The organism is Kineococcus deserti (assembly GCF_050871945.1).
GTDB lineage: Bacteria > Actinomycetota > Actinomycetes > Actinomycetales > Kineococcaceae > Kineococcus.
In genome coordinates this window covers 1-24556 of record NZ_JBJLSI010000010.1, presented here as the reverse complement: position 1 = coordinate 24556, position 24556 = coordinate 1, and the positions used below count along the sequence as shown (strand labels likewise).

The window sequence follows — 24556 nt, the reverse complement described above, 5'->3', positions numbered from 1 at the left end:
GTCTGGGACACTGGCCCCCGTGACCGAGACGACCGCCCGCCCGGGGCAGCGTGGATCCGCCGAGACCGCGCTGGCCGACCTCCCGCTGCGCGAGGACCTGCGGGACGAGCACTCCTACGGCGCTCCGCAGCTGCAGGTCCCGGTCGTCCTCAACGTCAACGAGAACCCGTACCCGGTCGCCCCGCAGATCGTCGCCGACATCGCCGCGGCCGTGGCCGAGGCGGCCGTGGGCCTGAACCGGTACCCCGACCGGGAGTTCCTCGGCCTGCGCGCCGACCTCGCCGCGTTCCTGCGCACCGAGTCCGGCGCCGAGCTGGCGCCCGAGCAGGTCTGGGCCGCGAACGGCTCCAACGAGGTCATGCTGCACGTCCTGCAGGCCTTCGGCGGACCCGGCCGGACGGCGCTGAGCTTCGCCCCGACGTACTCGATGTACCCCGAGTACGCCCGCGACACGCTCACCACGTGGGTCACCGGCCGGCGCGAGCACGACTTCACGATCGACGTCGACCACGCCCGCGAGCAGATCCGCCGGCACCGTCCCTCCGTCGTGCTGCTGACCAGCCCGAACAACCCGACGGGCACCGCGCTGCCGACCTCGACGATCGAGGCCGTCCTGGACGAGGCGCGCGGTGCCGTGGTCGTCGTCGACGAGGCCTACGGGGAGTTCCGCCGCACGGGAACTCCCAGCGCCCTGGAGCTCCTGCCCCGGTACGGCAACCTCGCCGTCAGCCGCACCATGAGCAAGGCGTTCTCCCTGGCCGGCGCGCGGGTGGGCTACCTCGCCGCCTCGACGGCGTTCGTCGACGCGCTGCGGATCGTCCGGTTGCCCTACCACCTGTCGGCCGTCACGCAGGCCACCGCCCGCGCGGCGCTGAAGCACTCCGCCACGCTGCTCTCGACCGTCGACGAACTGCGCACGCGCCGCGACGAGACCGTCGAGTGGTTGCGCGGCAAGGGTTTCGACGTCGCCGAGTCGGACGCGAACTTCGTCCTGTTCGGGCGGTTCGAGGACCGGCACGCGGTCTGGCAGGGGTTGCTGGACCGTGGTGTCCTCATCCGCGAGACCGGCCCGGACGGCTGGTTGCGCGTCACCATCGGCTCGGCCGACGAGATGCAGCAGTTCCGTACCGCACTCCAGGAAGTGGTGGGCAAGCAGTGAGCCGTACCGCGCGCATCGAGCGCAGCACCAGCGAATCCTCCGTCCTGGTCGAACTCGACCTCGACGGCACGGGGAAGACGCAGATCGACACCTCGGTGCCGTTCTACGACCACATGCTCACCGCGCTGGGCAAGCACTCCCTCATGGACCTCACCGTCCGGGCCGAGGGCGACACCCACATCGACGTCCACCACACCGTCGAGGACACCGCCATCGTCCTGGGTCAGGCGTTCCGCCAGGCCCTGGGCGACAAGACCGGGATCCGCCGGTTCGCCGACGCGACCGTCCCGCTGGACGAGGCGCTCGCGCACGTGGTCGTCGACGTCTCCGGCCGCCCGTACTGCGTGCACACCGGCGAACCCGAGGGGCAGGAGTACCACCTCATCGGCGGTCACTTCACCGGTTCGCTGACGCGGCACCTGCTGGAGAGCTTCGCGTTCCACGCCCAGATCTGCCTGCACGTGCGGGTCCTGGCCGGCCGCGACCCGCACCACGTCGTCGAGGCGCAGTTCAAGGCGCTGGCCCGCGCGCTGCGCTACGCCGTCGAGCCCGACCCGCGGGTGCAGGGCGTCCCCTCCACGAAGGGGGCGTTGTGAGCCGGAAGGTCGTCGTCCTGGACTACGGGTTCGGCAACGTCCGCTCCGCCGTCCGCGCGCTGGAACGGGTCGGCGCCGACGTCGAGCTCACCTCCGACCGGAAGCAGGCCCTGGAGGCCGACGGCCTGCTCGTCCCGGGTGTCGGGGCGTTCGCGGCCGTCAACGCGGGGCTGAAGGCGATCGGCGGGGACACCATCGTCGACCGCCGCCTCGCCGGCGGCCGGCCGGTGCTGGGGATCTGCGTCGGGCTGCAGGTGATGTTCGAGAGCGGGACCGAACCCGGCGAGGGGATCGCCGAGGGGCTGGGCCAGTGGCCCGGGACCGTCGATCGGCTGCCCGCCGACGTCGTTCCGCACATGGGCTGGTCGACCGTCGAACCGCCCGCCGGGACCCGGTTGTTCGCCGGGGTGGAGGACGAGCGGTTCTACTTCGTCCACTCCTACGCCGTGCAGCGCTTCGAGATGGTCGACACCACCGACGGCCGGGTTCCGCTGCCGCAGGTCACCTGGGCCGAGCACGGCACGCGGTTCGTCGCGGCGGTCGAGAACGGTGCGCTGTCGGCGACCCAGTTCCACCCCGAGAAGTCCGGTGACGCGGGGTTCGCGCTCCTGCGCAACTGGGTCACCTCCCTCGACTGATCCCCGATCGCGGAGGGGGGCGGGGGAGGGGCGGGAAGCCTCGTAGACTCGCCCCCCGTGACCAGCGAGAACCCCCCCAGCACCTCCCGGCTCGAACTGCTGCCCGCGGTCGACGTCGCCGACGGCCAGGCCGTGCGACTCGTCCAGGGCGAGGCCGGCAGCGAGACCTTCTACGGTGCACCGCTGGACGCGGCGCTGGCGTGGCAGGAGGCCGGCGCGGAGTGGGTGCACCTGGTCGACCTCGACGCCGCCTTCGGACGCGGCTCGAACCGCGAACTGCTCGCCGAGGTCGTCGGCCGCCTCGACGTCGCCGTGGAACTGTCCGGCGGCATCCGCGACGACGCCTCGCTCGAGGCGGCGCTGGCGACCGGCTGCCGCCGCGTCAACCTCGGCACCGCGGCGCTGGAGAACCCCGACTGGACCCGCGCGGCGATCGCGAAGCACGGTGACCGCATCGCCGTGGGCCTCGACGTGCGCGGCACGACGCTCGCCGCCCGCGGCTGGACCCGTGAGGGCGGGGACCTGTGGGAGGTCCTGGCCCGTCTCGACGCCGACGGCTGCTCGCGCTACGTCGTCACCGACGTCACCAAGGACGGCACGCTGCGCGGCCCGAACGTCGACCTGCTGCGCGAGGTCTGCTCGAAGACGCAGGCTCCCGTGGTCGCCTCCGGCGGCATCTCCAGCCTCGACGACCTGCGCGTCCTGCGCGACCTCGTCGAGGCCGGCGTGGAGGGTGCGATCGTCGGCAAGGCGTTGTACGCGGGCAACTTCACGCTGCCGCAGGCGCTCGACGTCGCGGGCCGGCCCTGAGCTCGTGACGCACGATCCGGGGGCCACCGACTCCGCGGGCGTTCCGTGGGCGGGCAGGACGTTGCGCCCCAACGCCTTCGCCGCCGACGACGGCAGCCGGGCCGCCGCGGTGGCCGACGCGCTGGCGGCGTGGTCGCAGGTCGGGGACGACCCGGCGGCCCGGCTGCACGCCGAACGTGACGTCGTCGCCGCCCTGGCCGGCACCCGGGTCTTCGCGCCCGTCGTGGCCGAGCTCGGGGAACTCGACGAGCACGGTGGCGACAAGAGCGCCGACATGGCGCTGGCGCTGCTGACCCAGCCGGACGGCCGGCGCGGTCTGCCGTTGTTCACCGACCTCGCGGCGCTGACGGCCTGGCGCGGCGACGCTCGCCCGGTGCCGGTCCCGGCCGAGCAGGCCGCGCTGTCGGGAGCGCAGGAGGAGTGCGACGTCCTGGTGCTCGACCCGGCCGGCCCGGTCTCCTTCGTGGTGCGGCGCAGCGCCTTCTGGGCGCTGGCCCGCGGCGAGGCGTGGAATCCCGCGGCACTCGACGCCCGGATCGCCGCGGCCGTCGCCGATGCGGTGCGCGACCTGCCGGCGGTCCGCGGCACCCGGTGCAAACCGGGTCACGGTGCCGAACTGCGCGTCGTCCTCGGGGTCACCCCCGGGCTGGACCGCCCGGCGCTGAGCGACCTGCTGCGCGTCGTGGGGGAGCGGCTGGCCGCCGGCGTCGTCGCCGAGCGCGCCGAGTCCCTGGAGTTCCAGGTCCTGCCCGCCTGAGGGGCGGCCGGGAGCGGACCGTTGACGCAGTGGGCCGGACCTACCGGCCCACTGCGTCAACGGTCCACCCACGGGACCGCGCGATCAGGCGGCGACGGGTGCTTCCGGTCCGTCGGCCGGCGCGTCGGCGGAGGCCTGCGCGTCCTGGGCCACGGCCTGCTCGCGCGCCTTGATCGTCGTGTACGCGCCGACGCCCGCGGCGGCCAGCGCCAGGACGGTCGTCCACTTCTTGTTGAACACGTGCCCGGTGGCCGCGTCGAGGCTGATCCGGCCCGGCCCGCCGACGGCCAGGGCCAGCGAGGCGAGCCCCAGCACGGCCGGGTACTCGAAGCCGCCGGAGGTGGCGAAGAAGCCGTTCGGCTTGTGCACCACGGACGCCGCCGCCATGGCCGCGGCGGCCGAGGCGCCACCGACCGGGGTCGCCAGGCCCAGGGCGAGCAACGCGCCGCCGCCGGCCTCGGACGCACCGGCCAGGACGGCGTTGCGCTTGCCCGGACGGAAGCCCATGGCGTGCATGGCGCCGGCGGTGCCCTCGATGCCGCCGCCGCCGAAGGCGCCGAAGAGCTTCTGCGCGCCGTGCGCGATGAGCGTGCCGCCGATGCCGAGGCGCAGGGCCAGCAGGCCGAGGTCGTTGTTGGCCACGGGGTTCCTCCAAGTGCTTGCGAGTTCAAGGGGTTGCAGCGCCCTATTCGACCACCCCGGAGCCCTGCCCGGTGCGGCGGGGGCGGAAACCGGGCGCAGGAGGGTCCCCGGGCCTGTCAGAGTGCTCGTCGTGCCACCTGCAGTTCCCTCCCGCGCCGGCTCCCTCGCACGGGTGTTCCGCCCCTACCGCGACGTCCTGTCGGTGCGCGGGGTCGTCGTCCTGGAGCTCGTCGGTTCCCTGGGCCGGGTCCCGTTGTTCATGGCCGGCATCGTCTGCGTGCTGCACGTCGTGCAGACCCTCGGCCTGGGCTACGGCCCGGCCGGTCTGGTGGGTGCGGCGGCCACGATCGGCACCGCGATCAGCTCGCCGTGGCGCGGCTGGGTCGTGGACCGCTACGGGCTGCGGCGGGCGCTGGTCCCGACCGTCCTGGCGCAGGCCGTCTGCTGGTCGGTGGCGCCGTTCCTGCCGTACACGGGGCTGCTGGCGGTCTCCTTCCTCGCCGGCACGCTCGGCCCGCCGGTGTTCACGGTCGTGCGTCAGTCGCTGGCGGTGGTCGTCCCGCCCGAACGTCGCCGCACGGCCTTCTCCCTGGACGCCGTCCTCGTGGAGTTCTCCTACATGGTCGGCCCCGCGGCGGGCACGGCCATCGCCCTGGGCTTCTCGACGACGGTGGCCATGCTGGTCGTCGGGGCCGCCCAGGTCGTCGCGGCGGCGGCGATGTTCGTCCTGAACCCGCCGTTGCGCAGCACCCCGCCCGGGCCGGAGCACGAGGAGCGGCGCGCGACCGGCACGCACGGGATCTGGACGTCGGCCCTGCTGCTGGCGATGGCGTGCGCGTTCGCCGCCGACCTCGTGCTGTCGGCCACCGACATCGCCGTCGTCGCGCGGCTGCGCGAGGAGGGAGCGGTCGGCTGGACGGGGCTGGTGCTCGCCGTCTGGGCCGCCGGGTCGGTCGTGGGCGGGCTCGTGCACGGGGTGCTGCCGCGGGCGGTGCCGCCGTGGCTGCTGGTGATCTGCCTCGGCGCGGCGACCGTTCCGCTGACCGTCCTGCACGGGCCGCTGGCGCTGGCCCTGGGCACGTTCGTCGCGGGCTTGTTCTGCGCGCCGGTCATCAGCGCCACCGTCGACCTCGTCGCCCACGGGGTGCACGAGTCGGTGCGCGGGCGGGCGATGGGCTGGCACGCGGCGGCCACCACCGTCGGGGCGGCCCTGGGGGCGCCGCTGGCCGGGGCGGTCAGCGACGCCGGCGGCCCGGGGGCGCCGTTCCTGGTCGTCGGTGTGCTGGGCCTGGCCGCGGGGGCGGCGACGGCCGTGGTCGCCGCCCGGACGCGTCTCAGACCACGCTTCCCGTGAGCCGCTCGCCCGGCCCCTTGCCCGGCTCGTCCGGCACGTCAGAGGCCTCGCGGAAGGCCAGCTGCAGCGAGCGCAGCCCGTCGCGCAGGGAGCGGGCGTGCTGGCCGCCGATGTCCGGCGCGGAGGTGACGACCAGACCGGCCAGGGCGGTGATGAGGATGCGGGCCTCGGCCAGGTCGAGGTGGTCGCTCGCGTCGGGTCCCTCGGCCAGGCCGCACTTGACGGCGGCGGCGCTCATGAGGTGCACGGCGGTGGTGGTGATGAGCTCGGCGGCGGGGACGTCGGCGATGTCGCGGGCCGCGAGGGCTCCCGGATCCGCCACGGGGTCGCCGGCGGGTCCCTCGGCGGGTTCCTCGGAGGGAGGAGTCTGTGACTGCATGCTGCTACCCTGGCAGGCGACCGACCGGCTCGCGTCACCGGACCTCCTCGCGGAGGTGCGGGGTTCGTGGGGCCGGCACGCGAAGCGGAGGCCTCCTCCCACCCCGGCGCCCAGCGGCGCCGCGGGTCCCGGTCCGCGCTCCTCTCCGGAGGGGCGCAGCGACGCTCGATCGTCGTCGTGCCCCTCGTGGGTGCGCCGGGGACGTCGGGCGCCGCAGGATCCGGCAGGCCTCCGTCTCGCGTCCGAGCACGGGGGCCTTCCTCGTGTCCGGCGGCCCCACGACGACGACGAAGGAGCTACACATCAGCGAGCCCCGCATCAACGACCGCATCCGTGTTCCCGAGGTGCGGCTCGTAGGCCCCAACGGTGAACAGGTCGGGATCGTGCGCGTCGAGGACGCGCTGCGGCTGGCGGACGAGGCAGGTCTCGACCTGGTCGAGGTCGCCCCCACGGCGCGACCGCCGGTCTGCAAGCTGATGGACTTCGGCAAGTTCAAGTACGAGTCCGACATGAAGGCCCGCGAAGCCCGCAAGAACCAGTCGAACACGATCCTCAAAGAGATCCGCTTCCGCCTGAAGATCGACCCGCACGACTACGGCACCAAGAAGGGCCACGTCGAGCGGTTCCTCAAGGCGGGGGACAAGGTCAAGGTGATGATCATGTTCCGCGGACGTGAGCAGTCCCGCCCGGAGATGGGTTTCCGGCTGCTGCAGCGTCTCGCGGAGGACGTCTCCGACCTGGGCAGCGTGGAGAGCTCGCCGCGCCAGGACGGCCGCAACATGGTGATGGTCATCGGGCCGCACAAGAAGAAGGCCGAGGCCAAGGCCGAGGAGCGTCGCCGCAAGGACGCCGCCGCCGAGGCCGACCAGGCGCCGACCGCCACGAGCGAGGAGACCGGCGGCGCGACCGCGCCGGACGAGACCCCCGCGACGGCGTCCTGACGTCGAGGCCCGCGAGGACGTCCTGGTCCCCGCGGGCCAACCGCCAGACCAGGCCGGGGGGTGCACCCCCGGCATCGAACACAGGAGAAGACGTGCCCAAGAACAAGACCCACTCCGGCGCCAAGAAGCGTTTCCGCACCACCGGTTCCGGCAAGGTCATGCGCGAGCAGGCCAACAAGCGCCACCTGCTCGAGGTCAAGTCGAGCAAGCGCACCCGCCGCCTCTCGGTCGACCAGGTCGTCTCGCCCGCGGACGCCAAGAAGATCAAGAAGCTCCTCGGCATCTGATCTGCGGCCGGCCCTGCGGGGCCGGTGACGTGACCCGACCACTGCGGGCGCGCGACCTCACGGTCCGCCGTCGCCCGCGATCCCGACCAAGCTAGGAGTACCCCGTGGCACGCGTGAAGCGCGCAGTCAACGCCCAGAAGAAGCGCCGTACCGTCCTCGAGCAGGCGAGCGGCTACCGCGGTCAGCGTTCGCGCCTGTACCGCAAGGCGAAGGAGCAGGTCACCCACTCCCTCGTCTACGCGTACCGCGACCGCAAGGCGCGCAAGGGCGACTTCCGTCGTCTGTGGATCCAGCGCATCAACGCCGCGGCCCGCGCCGAGGGCATGACGTACAACCGCTTCATCCAGGGCCTGAAGGCCGCTGAGATCGAGGTCGACCGTCGCATGCTGGCCGAGCTCGCGGTGTCGGACCCGGCTGCCTTCAGCGCGCTGGTGACGACCGCCAAGGCTGCGCTCCCGGCCGCCCCCGTGGCCGCCGAGGGCTCCGCGGCCTGAGCACGACCGCTCCCGAACGCCCGGCAGTGCCCGCCATGGACCACCCCGTCCTCTCGAACCCTCGAGCGGAACGGGTGAAGGCCGTGCGGGCGCTGACCGGGCGTTCCGCGCGTTCCCGGCACGGCCGGTTCCTGGCCGAGGGGCCGCAGGCCGTGCGCGAGGCCGTCGCGGCCGGCGCCGCCCTCGAGCTGTACACCACGGCCGAGGCGGCACGGAGGTACCCCGGGATCGTCGACGGCGCACCGAAGGTGTGGACGGTGACCGACGAGGTGCTGGCCGCCATGACCGACACCGTCACTCCGCAGGGACTGCTCGCGGTGTGCCCGACCGCGACGGCCGACCTCGACGACGTCCTGGCCACGCACCCGCGGCTGGTCGCCGTCCTGGACAAGGTCCGCGACCCGGGCAACGCCGGCACCGTGCTGCGGGCGGCCGACGCCGCCGGGGCCGACGCCGTCGTGCTCACCGCCTCCAGCGTCGACGTCTTCAACCCCAAGTGCGTGCGCTCCACGGCCGGCAGCCTGTTCCACCTGCCCGTCGTCGTCGGCGTCCCCCTCGAGGAGGTCGTGACCGCGTTGCAGCGCAGCGGGTCCACCGTGCTGGCCGCGGACGGCGAGGGTGAGCACGACCTGGACGACCTGGCCGACGAGGCCGCGCGCGGGACGGCGGGGCACCTCGACCTGCGCCGGCGCACCGCGTGGGTCTTCGGCAACGAGGCCGCCGGGCTGGACGAGGCCGGCCGGTCGCTGGCCGACGCCGTCGTGCGGGTTCCGCTGCACGGGCGGGCCGAGAGCCTGAACCTGGCCACCGCGGCCGTGGTCTGCCTCTACGCCAGCGCCCGCGCGCACCGCGACCCACGCCCTGAACCGCGCCGCGCCGGGGGCTGACGGTTCCTGGACTGGTGCAGGGTGCCGGATGCCCTAATGTCGCACCGTGCCCGAGGCGAGGGGGAACGCCGAGGCCGTGTCGTCGGCCCCTGGATCCCGCGCGCCCGGTCTGGCCCTGGACGACCTGCCCGACGGTCTCGTGGTGGTGGCGGCCGACGGATCCATCACCGACCTGAACGACGTCGCCGGGCGACTGCTCGGACGCCCGCGCGGTGAGCTCCTGGGGATGCCGCTGCGCCGGGCCCTCCCGTTGCAGGACACCTCCGGACGCCGCTGGTGGGACGTGCTGCGCGACGACGGCCGCCGTCCCAGCGGGGTGACCGACGACGGTCACGGTGAACGCCTGCTCCTGCTGCCCGGCGGCACCGAACTCCTGGTCACCGCCCGCTTCCACCGCGACGCCACCGGCACCCTGCAGCGGGCCGTGCTCGCGCTGCGCACGCCCGACGAGCGCCGGCGCGCCGAGACCGACACCACGAGCCTCATCGCCACCGTCGCGCACGAGCTGCGGTCCCCGCTGACCTCCGTCAAGCAGTTCACCGCCAGTCTGCTGCGCCGCTGGGACCGCTTCACGGACGAGCAGAAGCGGCTCATGCTCTCCACCGTGCAGGCCGACGCCGAGCGCGTCAGCCGGCTCGTCGGGGACCTGCTGGACGTCGCCCGGGTCGACGCCGGCCGGCTCACGGTGCACCGCCGGCCGATGGACCTGGCGACGCTGGTGCGCGAGCACGTCGACCGGTTGCGGATGGCCGGGTACGACGACGACCGCTTCGTCCTGACCGTGGCCGAGGACCTGCCCGAGCTGTGGGCCGACCCCGACCGGATGGCCCAGGTCGTGACGAACCTCGTCGACAACGCCGTGCGGCACGGGGCCGGCACCGTGGCCGTGGACGTGACCGGTGCGGACGGCTCGATCGTCCTGACCGTCGACGACGCCGGGGAGGGCATCGCGGCGGAGAACCGCCCCTACGTGTTCTCCAAGTTCTGGCACGGCGGCGGCCGCAGCGGCACCGGCCTGGGCCTGTACGTCACGCGCGGGCTCGTGGAGGCGCACGGCGGCGACGTCGACGTCGACAGCTCCCCGGCCGGGGGTGCCCGGTTCACCGTCCGGCTGCCGGCGGGGGAACCGGGCTGAGCCTCGGTCCGGCGTCTGGGAGGATCGGTGCAGACCCACCCGTTCCACCCCGCCCCGTCCGAGGAGTGCCCACCACGATGTCCGAGCAGCCCGACGCCCCCGACGGAGCGGTCGACGAGACGAGCGTCCAGGCCGCCCTCGACGCCGCCCTCGCGGCCGTGGCCGCGGCCGCCGACCTCGACGAGCTCAAGGCCGCCCGGCTGGCCCACGCCGGCGACCGCAGCCCGCTGGCGCTGGCCAACCGCGCCATCGGCACCCTGCCCGGGCCCGAGAAGGCCGCTGCGGGCAAGCGCGTCGGCCAGGCCCGCGGCCGGCTGAACGGCGCCCTCGCGGCCCGCGCGCAGGTGCTCGAGGCCGAGCACACCGAGCGGGTGCTGCGCGAGGAGGTCGTCGACGTCACGCTGCCGACGGCCCGCGCCGACCGGGGCGCGCGCCACCCCATCCCGCTGCTGGTCGAGCGCGTCTCGGACGTGTTCACCGCCATGGGCTGGGAGGTCGCCGAGGGCCCCGAGGTCGAGGCCGAGTGGTTCAACTTCGACGCCCTGAACTTCGACGCCGACCACCCGGCGCGGCAGATGCAGGACACCTTCTTCGTGGCCGACGCCGACGGCGGCGCCGACTCCGGTCTGGTCCTGCGCACGCACACCTCGCCGGTGCAGAGCCGCTCGCTGCTCTCGCGCGGTGTCCCGCTGTACGTCGTCTGCCCGGGCAAGGTGTTCCGCACCGACGAGCTCGATGCGACGCACACCCCGGTCTTCCACCAGCTCGAGGGGATCGCCGTCGACGAGAACCTCACGATGGCCAACCTCAAGGGCACCCTGGACCACTTCGCCCGCGCGATGTTCGGCGACGCCGTCGAGACCCGCTGGCGGCCGGCGTTCTTCCCGTTCACCGAGCCCAGCGCGGAACTGGACCTGCGGTTCTCCCTGGGCCGGGACGCCGAACGCGGCTGGATCGAGTGGGGTGGCTGCGGCATGGTCAACCCGAACGTGCTGCGGGCGGCCGGGATCGACCCCGACCGCTACCAGGGTTTCGCCTTCGGGATGGGGATCGAGCGGACGTTGATGTTCCGCAACGGGGTGACGGACATGCGCGACATGGTGGAGGGCGACGTGCGGTTCAGCCGGGCGTTCGGCGTGGAGGACCTCTCCGCGTCCGCAGTGGCGACGGTGCTGGCCGGTGCGTCCGATCCGGGCACCGCGGCGGGGGAGGAGAACCTCTGATGCGCATCCCGTTGAGCTGGCTGGCCGAGCACGTCGACCTCGAGCCGGAGGCCGCCGGCGTCGACGTCGCGGCCTCGCTGGTCCGGGTGGGGCTGGAGGAGGAGGGGATCCACACCGCCGGAGTCACCGGTCCCGTCGTCGTCGGCCGCGTCCTGGACCTGGTGGGGGAACCCCAGAAGAACGGCAAGACGATCAACTGGACCCACGTCGACGTGGGCCCGCAGCACAACGGTCCCGAGGGCAACCGCGGGATCGTCTGCGGCGCGCACAACTTCGTCGAGGGCGACCTGGTCGTCGTCGCGCTGCCCGGGGCCGAACTGCCCGGGGGTTTCGGCATCGCCGCGCGCAAGACGTACGGCCACGTCTCCGACGGCATGATCTGCTCGGCCAAGGAACTGGGCCTGGGCGAGGACCACGACGGCATCATCGTCCTGACGCAGTTCCTGCCCGGGGTCGACGTGACGCCCGGCCAGGACGCGCTGGAGCTGCTCGGTCTGGCCGAGGAGACCGTCGAGGTCAACGTCACACCCGACCGGGGCTACTGCTTCTCCCTGCGCGGCATCGCGCGCGAGTACGCGCACGGCACCCGCCGGCCGCTGGCCGAGGTGTTCCGCGACCCCGTGGACGTGCAGGTGCCCCTGGCGTCCGGCCCGGGGTACCCCGTGCGACTGGAGGACGACGCGCCGGTGCGCGGCGCGGTCGGCTGCGACCGGTTCGTCGCCCGCGTCGTGCGCGGTGTGGACCCCTCCGCGCCCACGCCGCGGTTCGTCGCGGACCGGTTGCGGCAGGCCGGGATGCGGCCGATCTCGCTGGCCGTCGACGTGACGAACTACGTCATGCTCGCGACGGGGCAGCCGCTGCACGCCTACGACCTCGGCCGGTTGCAGGGCGAGGTCGTCGTCCGGCGCGCACGGGCGGGGGAGGAGCTGACGACCCTCGACGGCGTCGAGCGCACGCTGCACCCCGAGGACCTGCTCATCACCGACGAGGTCCCCGGGGACCCGGCGACGTCGCGGGTCCTGAGCATCGCCGGCGTCATGGGCGGCGCCTCCAGCGAGGTCTCCGCGGCGACCACCGACGTGCTGCTGGAGGGCGCGCACTTCGCCCAGGTGAGCATCGCCCGCAGCGCCCGCCGGCACCGGCTGCCCTCGGAGGCGGCCAAGCGGTTCGAGCGCGGCACCGACCCGGCGATCTGCGACCGGGCCGTCGAACTGGCCGTCCGGCTGCTCGTGGAGCACGGCGGCGGAACTCCCGACACCACGGCCACCGACGTCGGGGAACCGGCCGCGCCGCAGGCCATCACGATGGACGTCGGGTTCCCCGAGCGCGTCGTCGGCGTCCGCTACGAGGCCGACGACATCGTCTCGATCCTCACCGAGATCGGCTGTGAGGTGACGGTCGACGGGTCCTCGCTGACCGTCGTCCCGCCGACGTGGCGTCCCGACCTGGTCGGCCGGGTCCACCTCGTCGAGGAGGTCGCCCGCCTGGCCGGCTACGACGCGATCCCCTCGGTGCTGCCGCCGGCGCCCGCCGGGTCCGGCCTCACCTCCTCGCAGCGCGCGCGCCGGTCGGTCGCCCGGGCGCTGGTCGACGACGGTTTCGTCGAGGTGCTCAGCTACCCGTTCGTGGCGGCCTCCGTCTTCGACGCCCAGCAGGTCCCGGCGAACGACCCGCGCCGGAACGCGCTGCGGCTGGCGAACCCGTTGTCGGAGCAGCAGCCGCTGATGCGCACCAGCCTGCTCGACTCGCTGACCGAGACGGTGCGCCGCAACGTCTCCCGCGGACTGCGCGACCTCGCGGTCGTGGAGCTGGGATCGGTGACGCACCCGCAGCCGGGCGCCGGCGCGGCCGAGGTCCTGGGGGTCGAGCAACGGCCCGGCGAGGAGGAACTGGCCCGCCTGCGCGCCGCCGTACCCGCCCAGCCGCTGCACGTCGCCGGCGTCCTGACCGGCACCCGTCGCCGGCCGGGAGCCCTCGGCGACGGTTTCGCCCGCGGCGGGGAACCGGCGAGCTGGGCCGACGCCGTCGAGGCGGCCCGCACGGTCGCGGCGGCGATCGGGGTCGACGTCGTGGTCGAGGCCGCCGAGCACGCTCCGTGGCACCCGGGCCGTTGCGCCCGGATCGCCACGGCGCAGGGGCACACCGTCGGGTACGCGGGGGAACTGCACCCCAGCGCGGTCGCGGCGCTCGAGCTGCCCGCGCGCGCCGCGGCCTTCGAGCTCGACCTCGACGTCCTGCTCGCCCAGGTCGGCGCCGCCGCGCAGGTGGACCCGCTGTCCGGGTACCCGGCCGCGACGCAGGACGTCGCTCTCGTCGTGGACGCCGCGACCCCTGCGGCGCAGGTGCAGGGCGCGCTGCGCGACGGCGCCGGGCCGCTGCTGGAGGACGTGCACCTGTTCGACGTCTACACCGGCGCCCAGGTGGGGGAGGGCAGGAAGTCGCTGGCCTTCGCGCTGCGCTTCCGCGCGCCGGACCGCACGCTGACGGCCGAGGAGGCCAGTGCGGCCCGCGACGCCGCCGTGGCCGTGGCCACCGAGCGGACGGGAGCCAGCCAGCGTGTCTGAGGCGCCCGGGGCAGGGATCGAGGCGGAGTCGGTGGACCTGACCGACCTCCGGCCCGGACGCGCGCTCGTGACCGGTGCCAGTCAGGGCATCGGCCGCGCGGTCGCGCTCGGCCTGGCCCACGCCGGGTTCACCGTCGGCGTCGTGGCCCGTGGCGCCCGGGCGCTGGACGAACTGGTCGAGGAGATCACCGCCGACGGCGGCCGGGCGGTGGCGACGGCGTTCGACGTCGCCGACGCGGCGGCCGTCGCGTCGGGGGTGCACGCCCTGGAGGCCGAGCTCGGGGGGTTCGACCTGCTCGTGCAGGCCGCCGGCCGCATCGAGCCGGCCGAGGTGCCGCCGTGGGAGGCGGACCCGGCGCACGTGCGCGCCGTCGTGGAGGCCAACGTCCTGGGCCCCTTCCACGTCGCCCGGGCCGTGCTGCCCGGGATGGTGGCCCGGGGCGCCGGGAGGGTCGTCGACCTCAGTTCGGGGTCGGCGTACAAGGATTCCGGCGCGTACGCGGCCTACGGGGCCAGCAAGGCCGCGCTGTTCCGGCTCGGCGGCGCGATCGCCGTCGCCGGGGCCGAGCACGGCATCCGCGCCTTCGAGCTGTCGCCCGGGGTGGTGCGCACGGCGATGTCGACGAGCATGAGCCAGCACGCCGACCGCACCGAGTGGACCGACCCCGACGACGTCGTGGCGATGGTGCTGGCCATCGCCCGGGGTGAGCTGGACGCGTGGTCGGGCCGGTTCCTGCGCGCCGGGACCGACACCGTGGAGTCGCTGCGCGAGGCGGAGGCGACGCTGACGCCGTCGGCGCGCCGGCTCGTGGTGGTGCCCTACGGGGCGGACGACCCGATCGCCTGACGGCCACGCGACCACCCGCAACTGCATGGCTAGCCGAGTGCGTGTATGGTCATGCACATGGAACCCGGGAAGCGGCTGACGGTCGCCGTCGCAGGGGCCAGCGGCTACGCCGGTGGCGAGGTCCTGCGCGTGCTGCTGAACCACCCGCACGTCGAGATCGGCGCCCTGACCGGCGCCTCCAACGCGGGCAGCCGCCTCGGTGAGCTGCAGCCGCACCTGCTGCCGCTGGCCGACCGCGTCCTGCAGCCCACGACGACCGAGGTCCTCGCCGGGCACGACGTCGTCTTCCTGGCCCTGCCGCACGGCGCGTCGGCCGCCGTGGCCGCCGACCTCGGCGACGACGTCCTGGTCGTCGACCTCGGCGCCGACCACCGGCTGACCGACCCCGCCGCGTGGGAGAGGTTCTACGGCGGCGAACACGCCGGCACCTGGCCCTACGGCCTGCCCGAACTGCCGCTGGCCGGTGGAGGGTCGCAGCGGGCCAACCTCGTGGGGGCCCGGCGCATCGCCGTGCCCGGCTGCTACCCGACGTCGGTCTCGCTCGCGCTGGCACCCGGTTTCGCCGCCGGGCTGCTCGAACCCACCGACGTCGTCGTCGTCGCGGCCTCCGGCACCTCCGGTGCGGGCAAGGCCCTCAAGCCGCACCTGCTGGGCTCGGAGGTCATGGGCTCGATGAGCCCCTACGGCGTCGGCGGCGGGCACCGGCACACCCCCGAGATCGAGCAGAACCTCGGCCTGGCCGGCGGCTCGGACGTCACCGTCTCGTTCACGCCGACCCTGGCGCCGATGTCCCGGGGGATCCTCGCCACCTGCACCGCACGGCTGACTCCGGGGGTCTCGGCCGCCGAGGTGCGCTCGGCGTGGGAGAAGGCCTACGCCGCCGAGACCTTCGTGCACCTGCTGCCCGAGGGGCAGTGGCCCTCCACGGCCATGGTGCTCGGCGGGAACGCCTGCGCGCTGCAGCTGGCCGTCGACGAGCACGCCGGTCGCGTCCTCGTCGTGGCGGCCATCGACAACCTCGTCAAGGGAACCGCCGGAGGGGCCGTGCAATCGGTGAACATCGCGCTCGGGCTGCCCGAGGACGCGGGCCTGACCGCCGTGGGGGTCGCGCCGTGAGCGTGACCGCCGCACGAGGCTTCCGGGCCGCCGGCGTCACCGCGGGCCTGAAGGCCTCCGGGAAGCCCGACCTCGCCCTCGTGGTCAACGACGGCCCCCTCGACGCCGGCGCCGCCGTCTACACCTCCAACCGGTGCAAGGCGCACCCGGTGCTGTGGAGCGAACGCGCCAGCGCCGACGGCCACCTCAAGGCCGTCGTCCTGAACTCCGGCGGGGCGAACTGCTTCACCGGCCCGCAGGGTTTCCAGACCACCCACGCCACGGCCGAACTCGTCGGCGAGCTCGTCGGCTCCGGGGCCGGTGACGTCGTCGTCTGCTCCACCGGCCTCATCGGCGTCGAACTGCCGCGGCAGAGGGTCCTCGACGGCGTGCAGCAGGCCTTCGAGGCGCTCTCGACGGACGGCGGCACCGCCGCGGCGACGGCGATCATGACGACCGACACGGTCTCCAAGCAGGCCATCGCCAGCGGCGACGGCTTCGTCGTCGGCGGCATGGCCAAGGGCGCGGGCATGCTCGCCCCGGGCCTGGCGACCATGCTCGTCGTGCTGACGACCGACGCGGTCGTCGAGGCCGAGGCCCTCGACGCCTCGCTGCGTGCGGCGACCCGCACGACGTTCGACCGCCTCGACTCCGACGGCTGCATGTCCACCAACGACACCGTCGTGCTGCTGGCCTCCGGCGCCAGCGGCGTCACCCCGGACCCGGCCGCCTTCGACGAGGCCGTCCGCCGGGTGTGCGCCGACCTGGCCCGCATGCTCGTCGGCGACGCCGAGGGCGCCGACCACGACATCGCCATCGAGGTCGTCGGCGCCGCCAGCGAGGACGAGGCCGTCGAGGTCGCGCGCTCGGTGGCGCGCAACAACCTGTTCAAGGCCGCCGTCTTCGGCAAGGACCCCAACTGGGGCCGGGTCATGGCCGCCGTCGGGACCACCTCGGCGCAGTTCGACCCGCAGACCCTCGACGTCTCGCTCAACGGGGTCGCGGTGTGCGTCGACGGCACGCCGCACGCCGATCCCGCGACGGTCGACCTGGAACCCCGCGAGGTCCGGGTACGCATCGACCTCAAGGCCGGGTCGCAGGCCGCGACGGTGTGGACCAACGACCTGACCCACGCCTACGTCCACGAGAACAGCGCGTACTCGTCGTGAGCGATCTGACCGAACTCTCGGCCGCCGACAAGACGAGCGTCCTCGTCGAGGCCCTGCCGTGGCTGCAGAAGTGGCGCGGTGCCCTCGTCGTCCTGAAGTACGGCGGCAACGCCATGGTCGACGAGGACCTCAAGCGGGCGTTCGCGCAGGACGTCGTGTTCCTGCGCACCGCCGGCTTGCGTCCCGTCGTCGTCCACGGCGGCGGACCGCAGATCTCGGCGATGCTGAAGAAGCTGGACATCCCCAGCGAGTTCCGCGGCGGGCTGCGCGTCACGACGCCGGAGACCATGGACGTCGTCCGCATGGTCCTCACCGGTCAGGTGGGCCGCGAACTCGTCGGCCTGCTCAACGCGCACGGCCCGCTGGCCGTCGGGTTGTCGGGGGAGGACGCCGGACTGCTGCGGGCCAAGCGCCGGCACGCCGTCGTCGACGGCGAACCCGTGGACGTCGGGCTCGTGGGCGACGTCGTGGGCGTCGACCCGGGCGCGGTCGTCGACCTGCTCGACGCCGGGCGCATCCCGGTCATCTCCACGATCGCGCCGGAGGTCGACGACGAGGGCAACCCGCTGCACGGGCAGGTCCTCAACGTCAACGCCGACACCGCGGCGTCGGCCATCGCCGTCGCCCTGGGCGCGCAGAAGTTCGTCGTCATGACCGACGTGGCGGGCCTGTACCGGGACTGGCCGAACACCGACTCCCTGGTCCGTGAGATCGGCGCGGCCGACCTGGCCGACCTGCTCCCGAGCCTGGAGTCGGGGATGGTCCCGAAGATGGAGGCCTGTCTGCGCGCGGTGCGCGGCGGGGTTCCGCGCGCCACCGTCATCGACGGCCGGCAAGCACATTCCGTTCTGCTGGAGGTCTTCACGACCTCCGGCAACGGCACGATGGTCGTGCCGTGAACCCGCAGGGAGACGACGTGGAACTCGCCACGACGAGCGGGCAGGCGGCCGACGCGCTGCCCGCCACCGACGGCAGCGGCCAGGCCTGGCTGCAGCGGTACACGACCTCGGTCATGCAGACCTTCGGCACCCCCCAGCGCGTCCTGGTCCGCGGCGAGGGCTGCCACGTCTGGGACGCCGACGGCAACAAGTACCTCGACCTGCTCGGCGGGATCGCGACGAACGCCCTCGGGCACGCCCACCCGCTGCTCGTCGCGGCCGTCACCGCCCAGCTGACGACGCTGGGGCACGTGTCGAACTTCTTCGCCACCGCCCCGCAGATCGCGCTGGCCGAACGGCTCCTCGAGGTCTCCCGGGCTCCGGAGGGGTCGGCGGTGTTCTTCGCCAACTCCGGCGCCGAGGCCAACGAGGCCGCGTTCAAGATGGCCCGCCGCACCGGGCGGACCAAGGTCATCTCGACCCTCGGCGCCTTCCACGGCCGCACCATGGGCGCCCTGGCCCTGACCGCCAAGGAGGCCTACCGGGCCCCCTTCGAGCCGCTGCCCGGCGGCGTGGAGTTCGTCCCCTACGGCGACCTCGGCGCACTGGGCCGGGCCGTCGACGGCGCCACGGCCGCGGTGTTCCTCGAACCCCTGCAGGGCGAGAACGGCGTCGTCCCCGCGCCCGAGGGGTACCTGGCCGCGGCCCGCCGGATCACCGCCGAGCACGGCGCGCTGCTCGTCCTGGACGAGGTGCAGACCGGCATCGGCCGCACCGGTGAGTGGTTCGCGCACCACAACCCCCGGCACGAGGGCGTCGTCCCCGACGTCATGACCCTGGCCAAGGGGCTGGGCGGCGGCATCCCCGTCGGTGCCGTCGTGGCGTTCGGCCCGCGCAACGCCGCCCTGCTGGGCGCAGGTCAGCACGGCACGACGTTCGGCGGCAACCCCGTCGCCTCGGCCGCCGGGCTCGCGGTGCTGCACGCCATCGAGCGCGACGCCCTGCTGGACAACGTGAACGCCGTCGGAGCGCACCTGCGGACGGCGATCGAGGCGCTGGGCCACCCCCTCGTGGAGGGGGTCCGCGGTGAGGGGCTGCTGCTCGGCGTCGCGCTGACCGAACCCGTCGCCGGTCACGTCGTCACCGCGGCGCTGGAGCGGGGTTTCATCGTCAACGCCGCCCGGCCGGACACCGTCCGCCTCGCGCCCCCGCTCGTCCTGACCACCGCGCAGGCCGACACGTTCGTCGCCGCCCTGCCCGAGATCCTGAACGGAGCGACCCCGTGACCGTGCGGCACTTCCTCGCCGACGACGACCTCACCCCCGCCGAGCAGGCCGAGGTCCTGGCGCTCGCGGCCCGCCTGAAGGCCGACAGGTTCGCCGAGAGGCCGCTGGCCGGCCCGCAGACCGTCGCCCTGCTGTTCGACAAGCCCTCCACCCGGACCCGGGTCTCGTTCAGCGTCGGCGTGGCCGACCTCGGCGGGGTTCCGCTCGTCGTCGACGCGGCCGGTTCCCAGCTCGGCCGCGGTGAACCCGTCGCCGACACCGCACGGGTCCTCGAGCGCATGGCCGCGGCGATCGTGTGGCGCACGTTCGCGCAGAGCGACATCGTGGAGATGGCGGCGAACTCCCGCGTGCCGGTCGTGAACTCCCTCACCGACGAGTACCACCCCTGCCAGATCCTCGCCGACCTGCAGACGGTCGCCGAGCACAAGGGGACGCTGGCCGGGCTGACGCTGGCCTACGTCGGCGACGGGGCCAACAACATGGCGCACTCCTACGCCCTCGGTGGCGCGACGGCCGGCCTGCACGTGCGGATCGGAACTCCCGCCTCCGACCTGCCGAACGCGGACGTCATCGCCCGCGCCCAGGCGGTCGCCGCGCGGACGGGGGGTTCGGTGACCGTCACCTCCGACGCGGTCGAGGCCGTGACCGGCGCGGACGTCGTGGCCACCGACACCTGGATCTCGATGGGCCAGGAGGGCCAGGAGTACGAGCGGTTCCGCGCCTTCTCGCTGACCTCGCAGCTGCTGGCGCAGGCGAAGGACGACGCGATCGTCCTGCACTGCCTGCCCGCCTACCGCGGCAAGGAGATCGACGCCGACGTCCTCGACGGCCCGCAGTCGGTCGTGTGGGACGAGGCGGAGAACCGGTTGCACGCGCAGAAGGCGCTGCTCGTCTGGCTGCTCGAGAAGTCGCGATGACGCTTCCACCGGGGTCCGGCGCGGGTACGAAGGCGTTCCGGCACGACCGGATCGCCGCGGTGCTGGCCCGGTTCCCGGTGCGTTCGCAGACCGAACTGGCCACCCACCTCGCCGAGGAGGGAGTGGCCGTCACCCAGGCCACGCTGTCGCGCGACCTCGTCGAGCTCGGCGCGGTCAAGGTGCGCGACGGCGACCGGGGACTGGTCTACGCGCTGCCCGCCGAGGGTGGCGACCGCACCCCGCGCAGCGGCGTCGGCCAGGAGGTCCTCGACGCCCGGCTGGCCCGCTGGTGCGAGGAACTGCTCGTCAGCGCCGAGGCGTCGGCCAACCTCGTCGTGCTGCGCACCCCGCCGGGGGCCGCTCAGTTCCTGGCCAGCGCCGTCGACCACTCGGTCATGCCGACCCTGCTGGGCACCATCGCCGGGGACGACACCGTCCTGGTCATCACCCGCGACCCGCTCGGCGGGGACGCGGTCGCCGCCCGGTTCCTGGCCCTGGCCCGCCGGGCCACCCCCGACGAGAACCGACACGACCATCAAGAAGACCTCGAGAACGAAGTGGACGCGTGATGTCTGGGAAGCCGCAGCAGGGTGAGAAGGGCTTGTGGGGCGCGCGCTTCGCGACCGGGCCCGCGGCCGCGATGGCGGCGCTGTCGAAGTCCACGCACTTCGACTTCCGGCTGGCCCGCTACGACCTCGCCGGTTCCCGCGCGCACGCCCGCGTCCTGCGCACGGCCGGTCTGCTCGACGACGCCACGCTGGACGCGCTGCTGGCCGGGATCGACGCGTTGGAGGCCGACGTCGTCTCCGGGGCGTTCGTGCCCGCCGCCGACGACGAGGACGTCCACTCGGCGCTGGAACGCGCCCTGGTCGAACGCGTCGGCGCCGACGTCGGCGGCCGGCTGCGTGCGGGCCGCTCGCGCAACGACCAGATCGCCACCCTGCTGCGCATGTTCCTGCGCGACCACGCCCGCGTCGTCGCCGGTCTCGTGCTGGACGTCGTCGAGGCGCTGCTGACCCAGGCCGCCGCGCACCCCGCGGCGGCGATGCCGGGGCGCACGCACCTCCAGCACGCCCAGCCGGTCCTGCTCGGCCACCACCTCATGGCCCACGCCTGGCCGCTGCTGCGCGACGTCGAACGCCTGCGCGACTGGGACGCCCGCGCGGCGGTCTCGCCGTACGGGTCGGGAGCCCTGGCCGGCTCCTCCCTGGGCCTGGACCCCGTCGCGGTCGCCCACGAGCTCGGGTTCACCCGCAGCGTGGAGAACTCCATCGACGGCACCGCCTCGCGCGACGTCGCCGCCGAGTTCGCGTTCGTCGCCGCGATGATCGGCGTCGACCTGTCCCGGATCTCGGAGGAGGTCATCGCCTGGGCGACCAAGGAGTTCTCCTTCGTCACGCTCGACGACGCGTGGTCGACGGGGTCGAGCATCATGCCGCAGAAGAAGAACCCCGACGTCGCCGAGCTCGCGCGCGGCAAGGCGGGGCGGCTCATCGGTGACCTCACGGGGTTGCTCGCGACGCTCAAGGGCCTGCCCCTGGCGTACAACCGCGACCTGCAGGAGGACAAGGAGCCCGTCTTCGACGCGGTCGACACCCTCGAGGTCCTGCTGCCCGCCGTCGCCGGGATGGTGGCCACCCTGCACTTCCACACCGACCGGATGGCCGCGCTGGCCCCGCAGGGCTTCGCCCTGGCCACCGACGTCGCCGAGTGGCTGGTGCGCCAAGGGGTTCCCTTCCGCGACGCGCACCAGATCTCCGGGGCCTGCGTGCGCCGCTGCGAGCAGCGCTCGGCGCAGGAGGGCCGCAGCGTGGAGTTGTGGGACCTGACGGTGGAGGACCTCGCCGCGATCTCGCCGCACCTGACGCCCGAGGTCAAGGACGTCCTGTCGACCGAGGGGTCGCTGTCCTCCCGCGACGGGATCGGTGGCACCGCCCCCGTGCGGGTGGCCGAGCAGCTGGAGGCCGCGCAGGACGCGCTCGCGGCGCACCTGGCGTGGGCACGACCCTGAACGTGCCCGCGGCGTTGGAGCGGTCCTTCTTCGACCGCGAGGTGCTGGAGGTGGCGCGCGACCTGATCGGCCGCGTCGTGCGCCACCGCACACCGGCGGGCGTCGTGGCGGTCCGGCTCTCCGAGGTCGAGGCGTACGCGGGGCAGGCCGATCCCGGCTCGCACGCCTACCGCGGCCGGACCCCGCGCACGGCGGTCATGTTCGGCCCGCCCGGTCACGCGTACGTGTACTTCTCCTACGGCATGCACTGGTGCATGAACCTGGTGTGCGGGCCGGAGGGGGAGGCCTCGGCCGTCCTGCTGCGCGCCGGCGCCGTGGTGGAGGGACTGGAGCTGGCCCGGTCGCGGCGGCCGGCCGCCAAGAAGGACGTGGACCTCGCCCGGGGGCCTGCCCGGCTCACGCAGGCGCTGGGGGTCGACCGCGCGCTGGACGGTGCCGACGTCTGCTCCGGCGGTGAGTTGGAGGTGCTGGCGGGGTCTCCCGTGGCGGACGCCGACGTGGTGTGGGGACCGCGGGTCGGGGTCGCCGGTGCCGGCGCGCCGACCCCGTGGCGCGTTTCCCTCGTGAACGACCCCACGGTCTCCGCGTACCGTGTCGGCGGGCGGAGGTCGCCCGGAACGCGAAGCACCTAGGGGAGAACGAGTCGTGAGCGACGTCTGGGACGAACTGCAGTGGCGAGGCCTGGTGGCGCACTCCACCGACGAGGCCGCGCTGCGGGAGGCTCTGGCGACGGGACCGCTCACCTACTACGTGGGTTTCGACCCCACGGCGGCGAGTCTGCACGTGGGTCACCTCGTGCAGGTGCTGACCGCCAAGCGGTTGCAGCAGGCGGGGCACCACCCGCTGATCCTCGTGGGCGGGGCGACGGGGCTGGTCGGTGACCCGCGGCCCTCGGCCGAGCGCACCATGAACGACCCCTCGGTGGTGGCCGGCTGGGTGACGGGGCTGCAGGCGCAGATCGCGCCGTTCCTCGACTTCGACGGGCCGGCGAAGGCGACCATGGTCAACAACCTCGACTGGACGCAGTCCATGTCGACCATCGAGTTCCTGCGCGACGTGGGCAAGCACTTCAGCGTCAACCGCATGCTCGACCGCGAGGCCGTGAGCAAGCGCCTGGCCACGACGGGCATCTCGTTCACCGAGTTCAGCTACGTCCTGCTGCAGAGCAACGACTACCTCCAGCTGAACCGCCTGCACGGGTGCACGCTGCAGCTGGGCGGGTCGGACCAGTGGGGGAACATCACCGCCGGCTGCGAGCTCGTGCGCCGCGTGGACCAGAAGACGGTGCACGCCCTGGCGACGCCGCTGCTGACGAAGGCCGACGGGACGAAGTTCGGCAAGACCGAGGCCGGGGCCGTCTGGCTCGACCCGGACCTGACCTCGCCGTACGCCTTCTTCCAGTTCTGGCTGAACGCCGAGGACGCGAAGGTCGTCGACTACCTGAAGGCCTTCAGCTTCCGGTCCCCGGCCGAGATCGAGGAGCTCGCACGGCAGGTCGAGGAGAACCCGCGCGCGCGGGCCGCCCAGCGGGCCCTGGCGCACGAGGTGACGGCTCTGGTCCACGGTGAGGCGGCCGCGGTGGCCGTGCAGGAGGCGTCCTCGGCGCTCTTCGGCGGCGGCGAGCTGGGCGGCATCGACGAGCGCACCCTGCGGGGGGCGCTCGAGGAGCTCCCGACGGCGGTGCCGGCCGACCCCGACGTGCGCCTGGCGCAGCTGTTCGCCGACACCGGCCTGGCCCCGAGCCTGAGCGGGGCCCGCCGCACGATCGGGGAGGGGGGCGCCTACGTGAACAACACCAAGGTGACCGACCCGGAGGCGACGCTCGCGGACGTGGACCTGCTGCACGGCCGCTACGCCGTGCTCCGTCGCGGCAAGAAGTCGCTCGCCGCAGTCGCTCTTCCGTTGCCGCAGTAGGAGATCGATGGCCGGAGCATGATCGATTTGCTTCGGCCGCCGACCGCCGCGTACTGTTCTTCATGTCGCCCCGACGGGGCGGAAAACCAGAACCGCTCAGGTTGGGTGATCCGCGTCCGACGGGTGGCACCGGAAGGCCTGATCGGGGCTGGGTTGAAGTTCGGCCTGGTGTCTGGTTAAGGTGGGGAAGTTGCCCCTTTTCCTCCGGCCCTGGTACGGGGTTCGGGTGGGGTGGGTGCGTCCGGTTCTTGAGAACTCAACAGTGTGCCAAAAATGTTGATGCCATATGTATCAACCCCCAATGGTCTTGACCAACCATGGTGAAGATCGGGGATTCCTTTGGGATTGACCCTCGTCGTGTGCTCGCCAGCGCACGATGGGGTTTTCGAGACCAAGGGTCAACTATGCAAGTCAAATGATCTAGGTTGCCTTCGGGTGATCGAGGTTTTTCGACGGAGAGTTTGATCCTGGCTCAGGACGAACGCTGGCGGCGTGCTTAACACATGCAAGTCGAACGGTGAACCCTCTTCGGAGGGGGATCAGTGGCGAACGGGTGAGTAACACGTGAGCAAC

Annotated in this window: 25 protein-coding genes and 1 rRNA gene; 24 read left to right on the top strand and 2 right to left on the bottom strand. The window is 73.6% G+C overall.

Features of this window, described 5'->3' with window-relative positions; genetic code table 11:
* The first annotated feature begins 19 nt into the window (after positions 1-19).
* Genes ACRYR2_RS10275 through ACRYR2_RS10255 form a run of 5 tightly spaced genes read left to right on the top strand, consistent with a single transcriptional unit; the run spans position 20 to position 3960 of the window.
* Positions 20-1159 (top strand): histidinol-phosphate transaminase, encoded by a 1140-nt coding sequence (locus tag ACRYR2_RS10275; RefSeq protein ID WP_432562764.1) that lies wholly within the window; start codon positions 20-22, stop codon positions 1157-1159.
* The gene (gene hisB / locus ACRYR2_RS10270; RefSeq protein ID WP_432562763.1) at positions 1156-1755 is read left to right on the top strand and encodes an imidazoleglycerol-phosphate dehydratase HisB; all 600 of its coding nucleotides are present in this window, start codon (positions 1156-1158) and stop codon (positions 1753-1755) included. Before ACRYR2_RS10275 ends, hisB begins: the two co-directional genes overlap by 4 nt.
* Complete coding sequence (gene hisH, locus ACRYR2_RS10265) at positions 1752-2393, top strand: imidazole glycerol phosphate synthase subunit HisH (RefSeq protein WP_432562762.1); 642 nt, start codon at positions 1752-1754, stop codon at positions 2391-2393. Before hisB ends, hisH begins: the two co-directional genes overlap by 4 nt.
* 57 nt (positions 2394-2450) lie before the next feature.
* Complete coding sequence (gene priA, locus ACRYR2_RS10260; protein WP_432562761.1) at positions 2451-3203, top strand: bifunctional 1-(5-phosphoribosyl)-5-((5-phosphoribosylamino)methylideneamino)imidazole-4-carboxamide isomerase/phosphoribosylanthranilate isomerase PriA; 753 nt, start codon at positions 2451-2453, stop codon at positions 3201-3203.
* A gap of 4 nt (positions 3204-3207) precedes the next feature.
* Positions 3208-3960, top strand: a complete 753-nt coding sequence (locus tag ACRYR2_RS10255; protein WP_432562760.1) for an SseB family protein — start codon at positions 3208-3210, stop codon at positions 3958-3960.
* An 84-nt stretch (positions 3961-4044) separates the two neighbouring features.
* On the opposite strand, the gene ACRYR2_RS10250 is transcribed toward ACRYR2_RS10255, so the two are convergent.
* On the bottom strand, positions 4045-4602 hold the full coding sequence (locus tag ACRYR2_RS10250; RefSeq protein WP_432562759.1) for a DoxX family protein: 558 nt from the start codon (positions 4600-4602) through the stop codon (positions 4045-4047).
* Positions 4603-4732: 130 nt separating this feature from the next.
* Between ACRYR2_RS10250 and ACRYR2_RS10245 the strand changes: the two genes are divergently transcribed.
* Entirely contained in the window at positions 4733-5956 is a 1224-nt protein-coding gene (locus ACRYR2_RS10245) for an MFS transporter (RefSeq protein WP_432562758.1), read from the top strand.
* Here the strand turns inward: ACRYR2_RS10245 and ACRYR2_RS10240 are convergent.
* The gene (locus tag ACRYR2_RS10240; protein WP_432562757.1) at positions 5937-6335 is read right to left on the bottom strand and encodes a DUF1844 domain-containing protein; all 399 of its coding nucleotides are present in this window, start codon (positions 6333-6335) and stop codon (positions 5937-5939) included. The genes ACRYR2_RS10245 and ACRYR2_RS10240 overlap by 20 nt on opposite strands.
* A gap of 263 nt (positions 6336-6598) precedes the next feature.
* Here ACRYR2_RS10240 and infC point away from each other — a divergent pair, with 263 nt between their 5' ends.
* The 18 genes from infC to ACRYR2_RS10150 form a co-directional block, all read left to right on the top strand.
* Entirely contained in the window at positions 6599-7276 is a 678-nt protein-coding gene (gene infC, locus ACRYR2_RS10235; protein ID WP_432562756.1) for a translation initiation factor IF-3, read from the top strand.
* 92 nt (positions 7277-7368) lie between these two features.
* Positions 7369-7563: a 50S ribosomal protein L35 gene (gene rpmI, locus ACRYR2_RS10230; RefSeq protein WP_367636113.1), complete on the top strand. Its 195-nt coding sequence runs from the start codon at positions 7369-7371 to the stop codon at positions 7561-7563.
* A gap of 104 nt (positions 7564-7667) precedes the next feature.
* Positions 7668-8057: a 50S ribosomal protein L20 gene (rplT, locus tag ACRYR2_RS10225; RefSeq protein ID WP_432562755.1), complete on the top strand. Its 390-nt coding sequence runs from the start codon at positions 7668-7670 to the stop codon at positions 8055-8057.
* Between the two features lie 35 nt (positions 8058-8092).
* Complete coding sequence (locus tag ACRYR2_RS10220; RefSeq protein ID WP_432562754.1) at positions 8093-8944, top strand: TrmH family RNA methyltransferase; 852 nt, start codon at positions 8093-8095, stop codon at positions 8942-8944.
* A 46-nt stretch (positions 8945-8990) separates the two neighbouring features.
* Positions 8991-10079, top strand: a complete 1089-nt coding sequence (locus ACRYR2_RS10215; protein WP_432562753.1) for a sensor histidine kinase — start codon at positions 8991-8993, stop codon at positions 10077-10079.
* A gap of 77 nt (positions 10080-10156) precedes the next feature.
* The gene (pheS, locus tag ACRYR2_RS10210) at positions 10157-11302 is read left to right on the top strand and encodes a phenylalanine--tRNA ligase subunit alpha (RefSeq protein WP_432562752.1); all 1146 of its coding nucleotides are present in this window, start codon (positions 10157-10159) and stop codon (positions 11300-11302) included.
* Positions 11302-13866 (top strand): phenylalanine--tRNA ligase subunit beta, encoded by a 2565-nt coding sequence (gene pheT / locus ACRYR2_RS10205; protein WP_432562751.1) that lies wholly within the window; start codon positions 11302-11304, stop codon positions 13864-13866. Before pheS ends, pheT begins: the two co-directional genes overlap by 1 nt.
* A complete protein-coding gene (locus ACRYR2_RS10200; protein ID WP_432562750.1) occupies positions 13859-14713 on the top strand; it encodes an SDR family NAD(P)-dependent oxidoreductase in 855 nt (284 codons plus the stop codon). The genes pheT and ACRYR2_RS10200 overlap by 8 nt, the downstream gene beginning before the upstream one ends.
* A gap of 57 nt (positions 14714-14770) precedes the next feature.
* A complete protein-coding gene (gene argC, locus ACRYR2_RS10195) occupies positions 14771-15829 on the top strand; it encodes an N-acetyl-gamma-glutamyl-phosphate reductase (protein ID WP_432562749.1) in 1059 nt (352 codons plus the stop codon).
* Positions 15826-16977, top strand: a complete 1152-nt coding sequence (gene argJ / locus ACRYR2_RS10190; RefSeq protein ID WP_432562748.1) for a bifunctional glutamate N-acetyltransferase/amino-acid acetyltransferase ArgJ — start codon at positions 15826-15828, stop codon at positions 16975-16977. The genes argC and argJ overlap by 4 nt, the downstream gene beginning before the upstream one ends.
* Positions 16974-17876, top strand: a complete 903-nt coding sequence (argB, locus tag ACRYR2_RS10185) for an acetylglutamate kinase (RefSeq protein WP_432562747.1) — start codon at positions 16974-16976, stop codon at positions 17874-17876. Before argJ ends, argB begins: the two co-directional genes overlap by 4 nt.
* Positions 17873-19141, top strand: a complete 1269-nt coding sequence (locus ACRYR2_RS10180; protein WP_432562746.1) for an acetylornithine transaminase — start codon at positions 17873-17875, stop codon at positions 19139-19141. The genes argB and ACRYR2_RS10180 overlap by 4 nt, the downstream gene beginning before the upstream one ends.
* Positions 19138-20058 (top strand): ornithine carbamoyltransferase, encoded by a 921-nt coding sequence (gene argF, locus ACRYR2_RS10175; protein WP_432562745.1) that lies wholly within the window; start codon positions 19138-19140, stop codon positions 20056-20058. Before ACRYR2_RS10180 ends, argF begins: the two co-directional genes overlap by 4 nt.
* Entirely contained in the window at positions 20055-20627 is a 573-nt protein-coding gene (locus ACRYR2_RS10170; protein WP_432562744.1) for an arginine repressor, read from the top strand. Before argF ends, ACRYR2_RS10170 begins: the two co-directional genes overlap by 4 nt.
* Complete coding sequence (gene argH / locus ACRYR2_RS10165) at positions 20627-22069, top strand: argininosuccinate lyase (RefSeq protein WP_432562743.1); 1443 nt, start codon at positions 20627-20629, stop codon at positions 22067-22069. The genes ACRYR2_RS10170 and argH overlap by 1 nt, the downstream gene beginning before the upstream one ends.
* Complete coding sequence (locus ACRYR2_RS10160; RefSeq protein WP_432562742.1) at positions 22054-22701, top strand: DNA-3-methyladenine glycosylase; 648 nt, start codon at positions 22054-22056, stop codon at positions 22699-22701. Before argH ends, ACRYR2_RS10160 begins: the two co-directional genes overlap by 16 nt.
* A 13-nt stretch (positions 22702-22714) precedes the next feature.
* Positions 22715-23983 carry a tyrosine--tRNA ligase gene (tyrS, locus tag ACRYR2_RS10155; RefSeq protein ID WP_432562741.1) on the top strand — a complete coding sequence of 423 codons (1269 nt, stop codon included), beginning with the start codon at positions 22715-22717 and terminating at the stop codon, positions 23981-23983.
* A gap of 449 nt (positions 23984-24432) precedes the next feature.
* A 16S ribosomal RNA gene (locus ACRYR2_RS10150) occupies positions 24433-24556 on the top strand; the annotation flags it as partial.

Coding starts and splice junctions, on each gene's coding strand:
- ACRYR2_RS10240 (WP_432562757.1), bottom strand. CDS start 6,335: ATGCAGTCACAGACTCCTCCCTCCGAGGAACCCGCCGAGGGACCCGCC.
- ACRYR2_RS10220 (WP_432562754.1), top strand. CDS start 8,093: ATGGACCACCCCGTCCTCTCGAACCCTCGAGCGGAACGGGTGAAGGCC.
- pheS (WP_432562752.1), top strand. CDS start 10,157: ATGTCCGAGCAGCCCGACGCCCCCGACGGAGCGGTCGACGAGACGAGC.
- pheT (WP_432562751.1), top strand. CDS start 11,302: ATGCGCATCCCGTTGAGCTGGCTGGCCGAGCACGTCGACCTCGAGCCG.
- argC (WP_432562749.1), top strand. CDS start 14,771: ATGGAACCCGGGAAGCGGCTGACGGTCGCCGTCGCAGGGGCCAGCGGC.
- ACRYR2_RS10170 (WP_432562744.1), top strand. CDS start 20,055: ATGACGCTTCCACCGGGGTCCGGCGCGGGTACGAAGGCGTTCCGGCAC.
- argH (WP_432562743.1), top strand. CDS start 20,627: ATGTCTGGGAAGCCGCAGCAGGGTGAGAAGGGCTTGTGGGGCGCGCGC.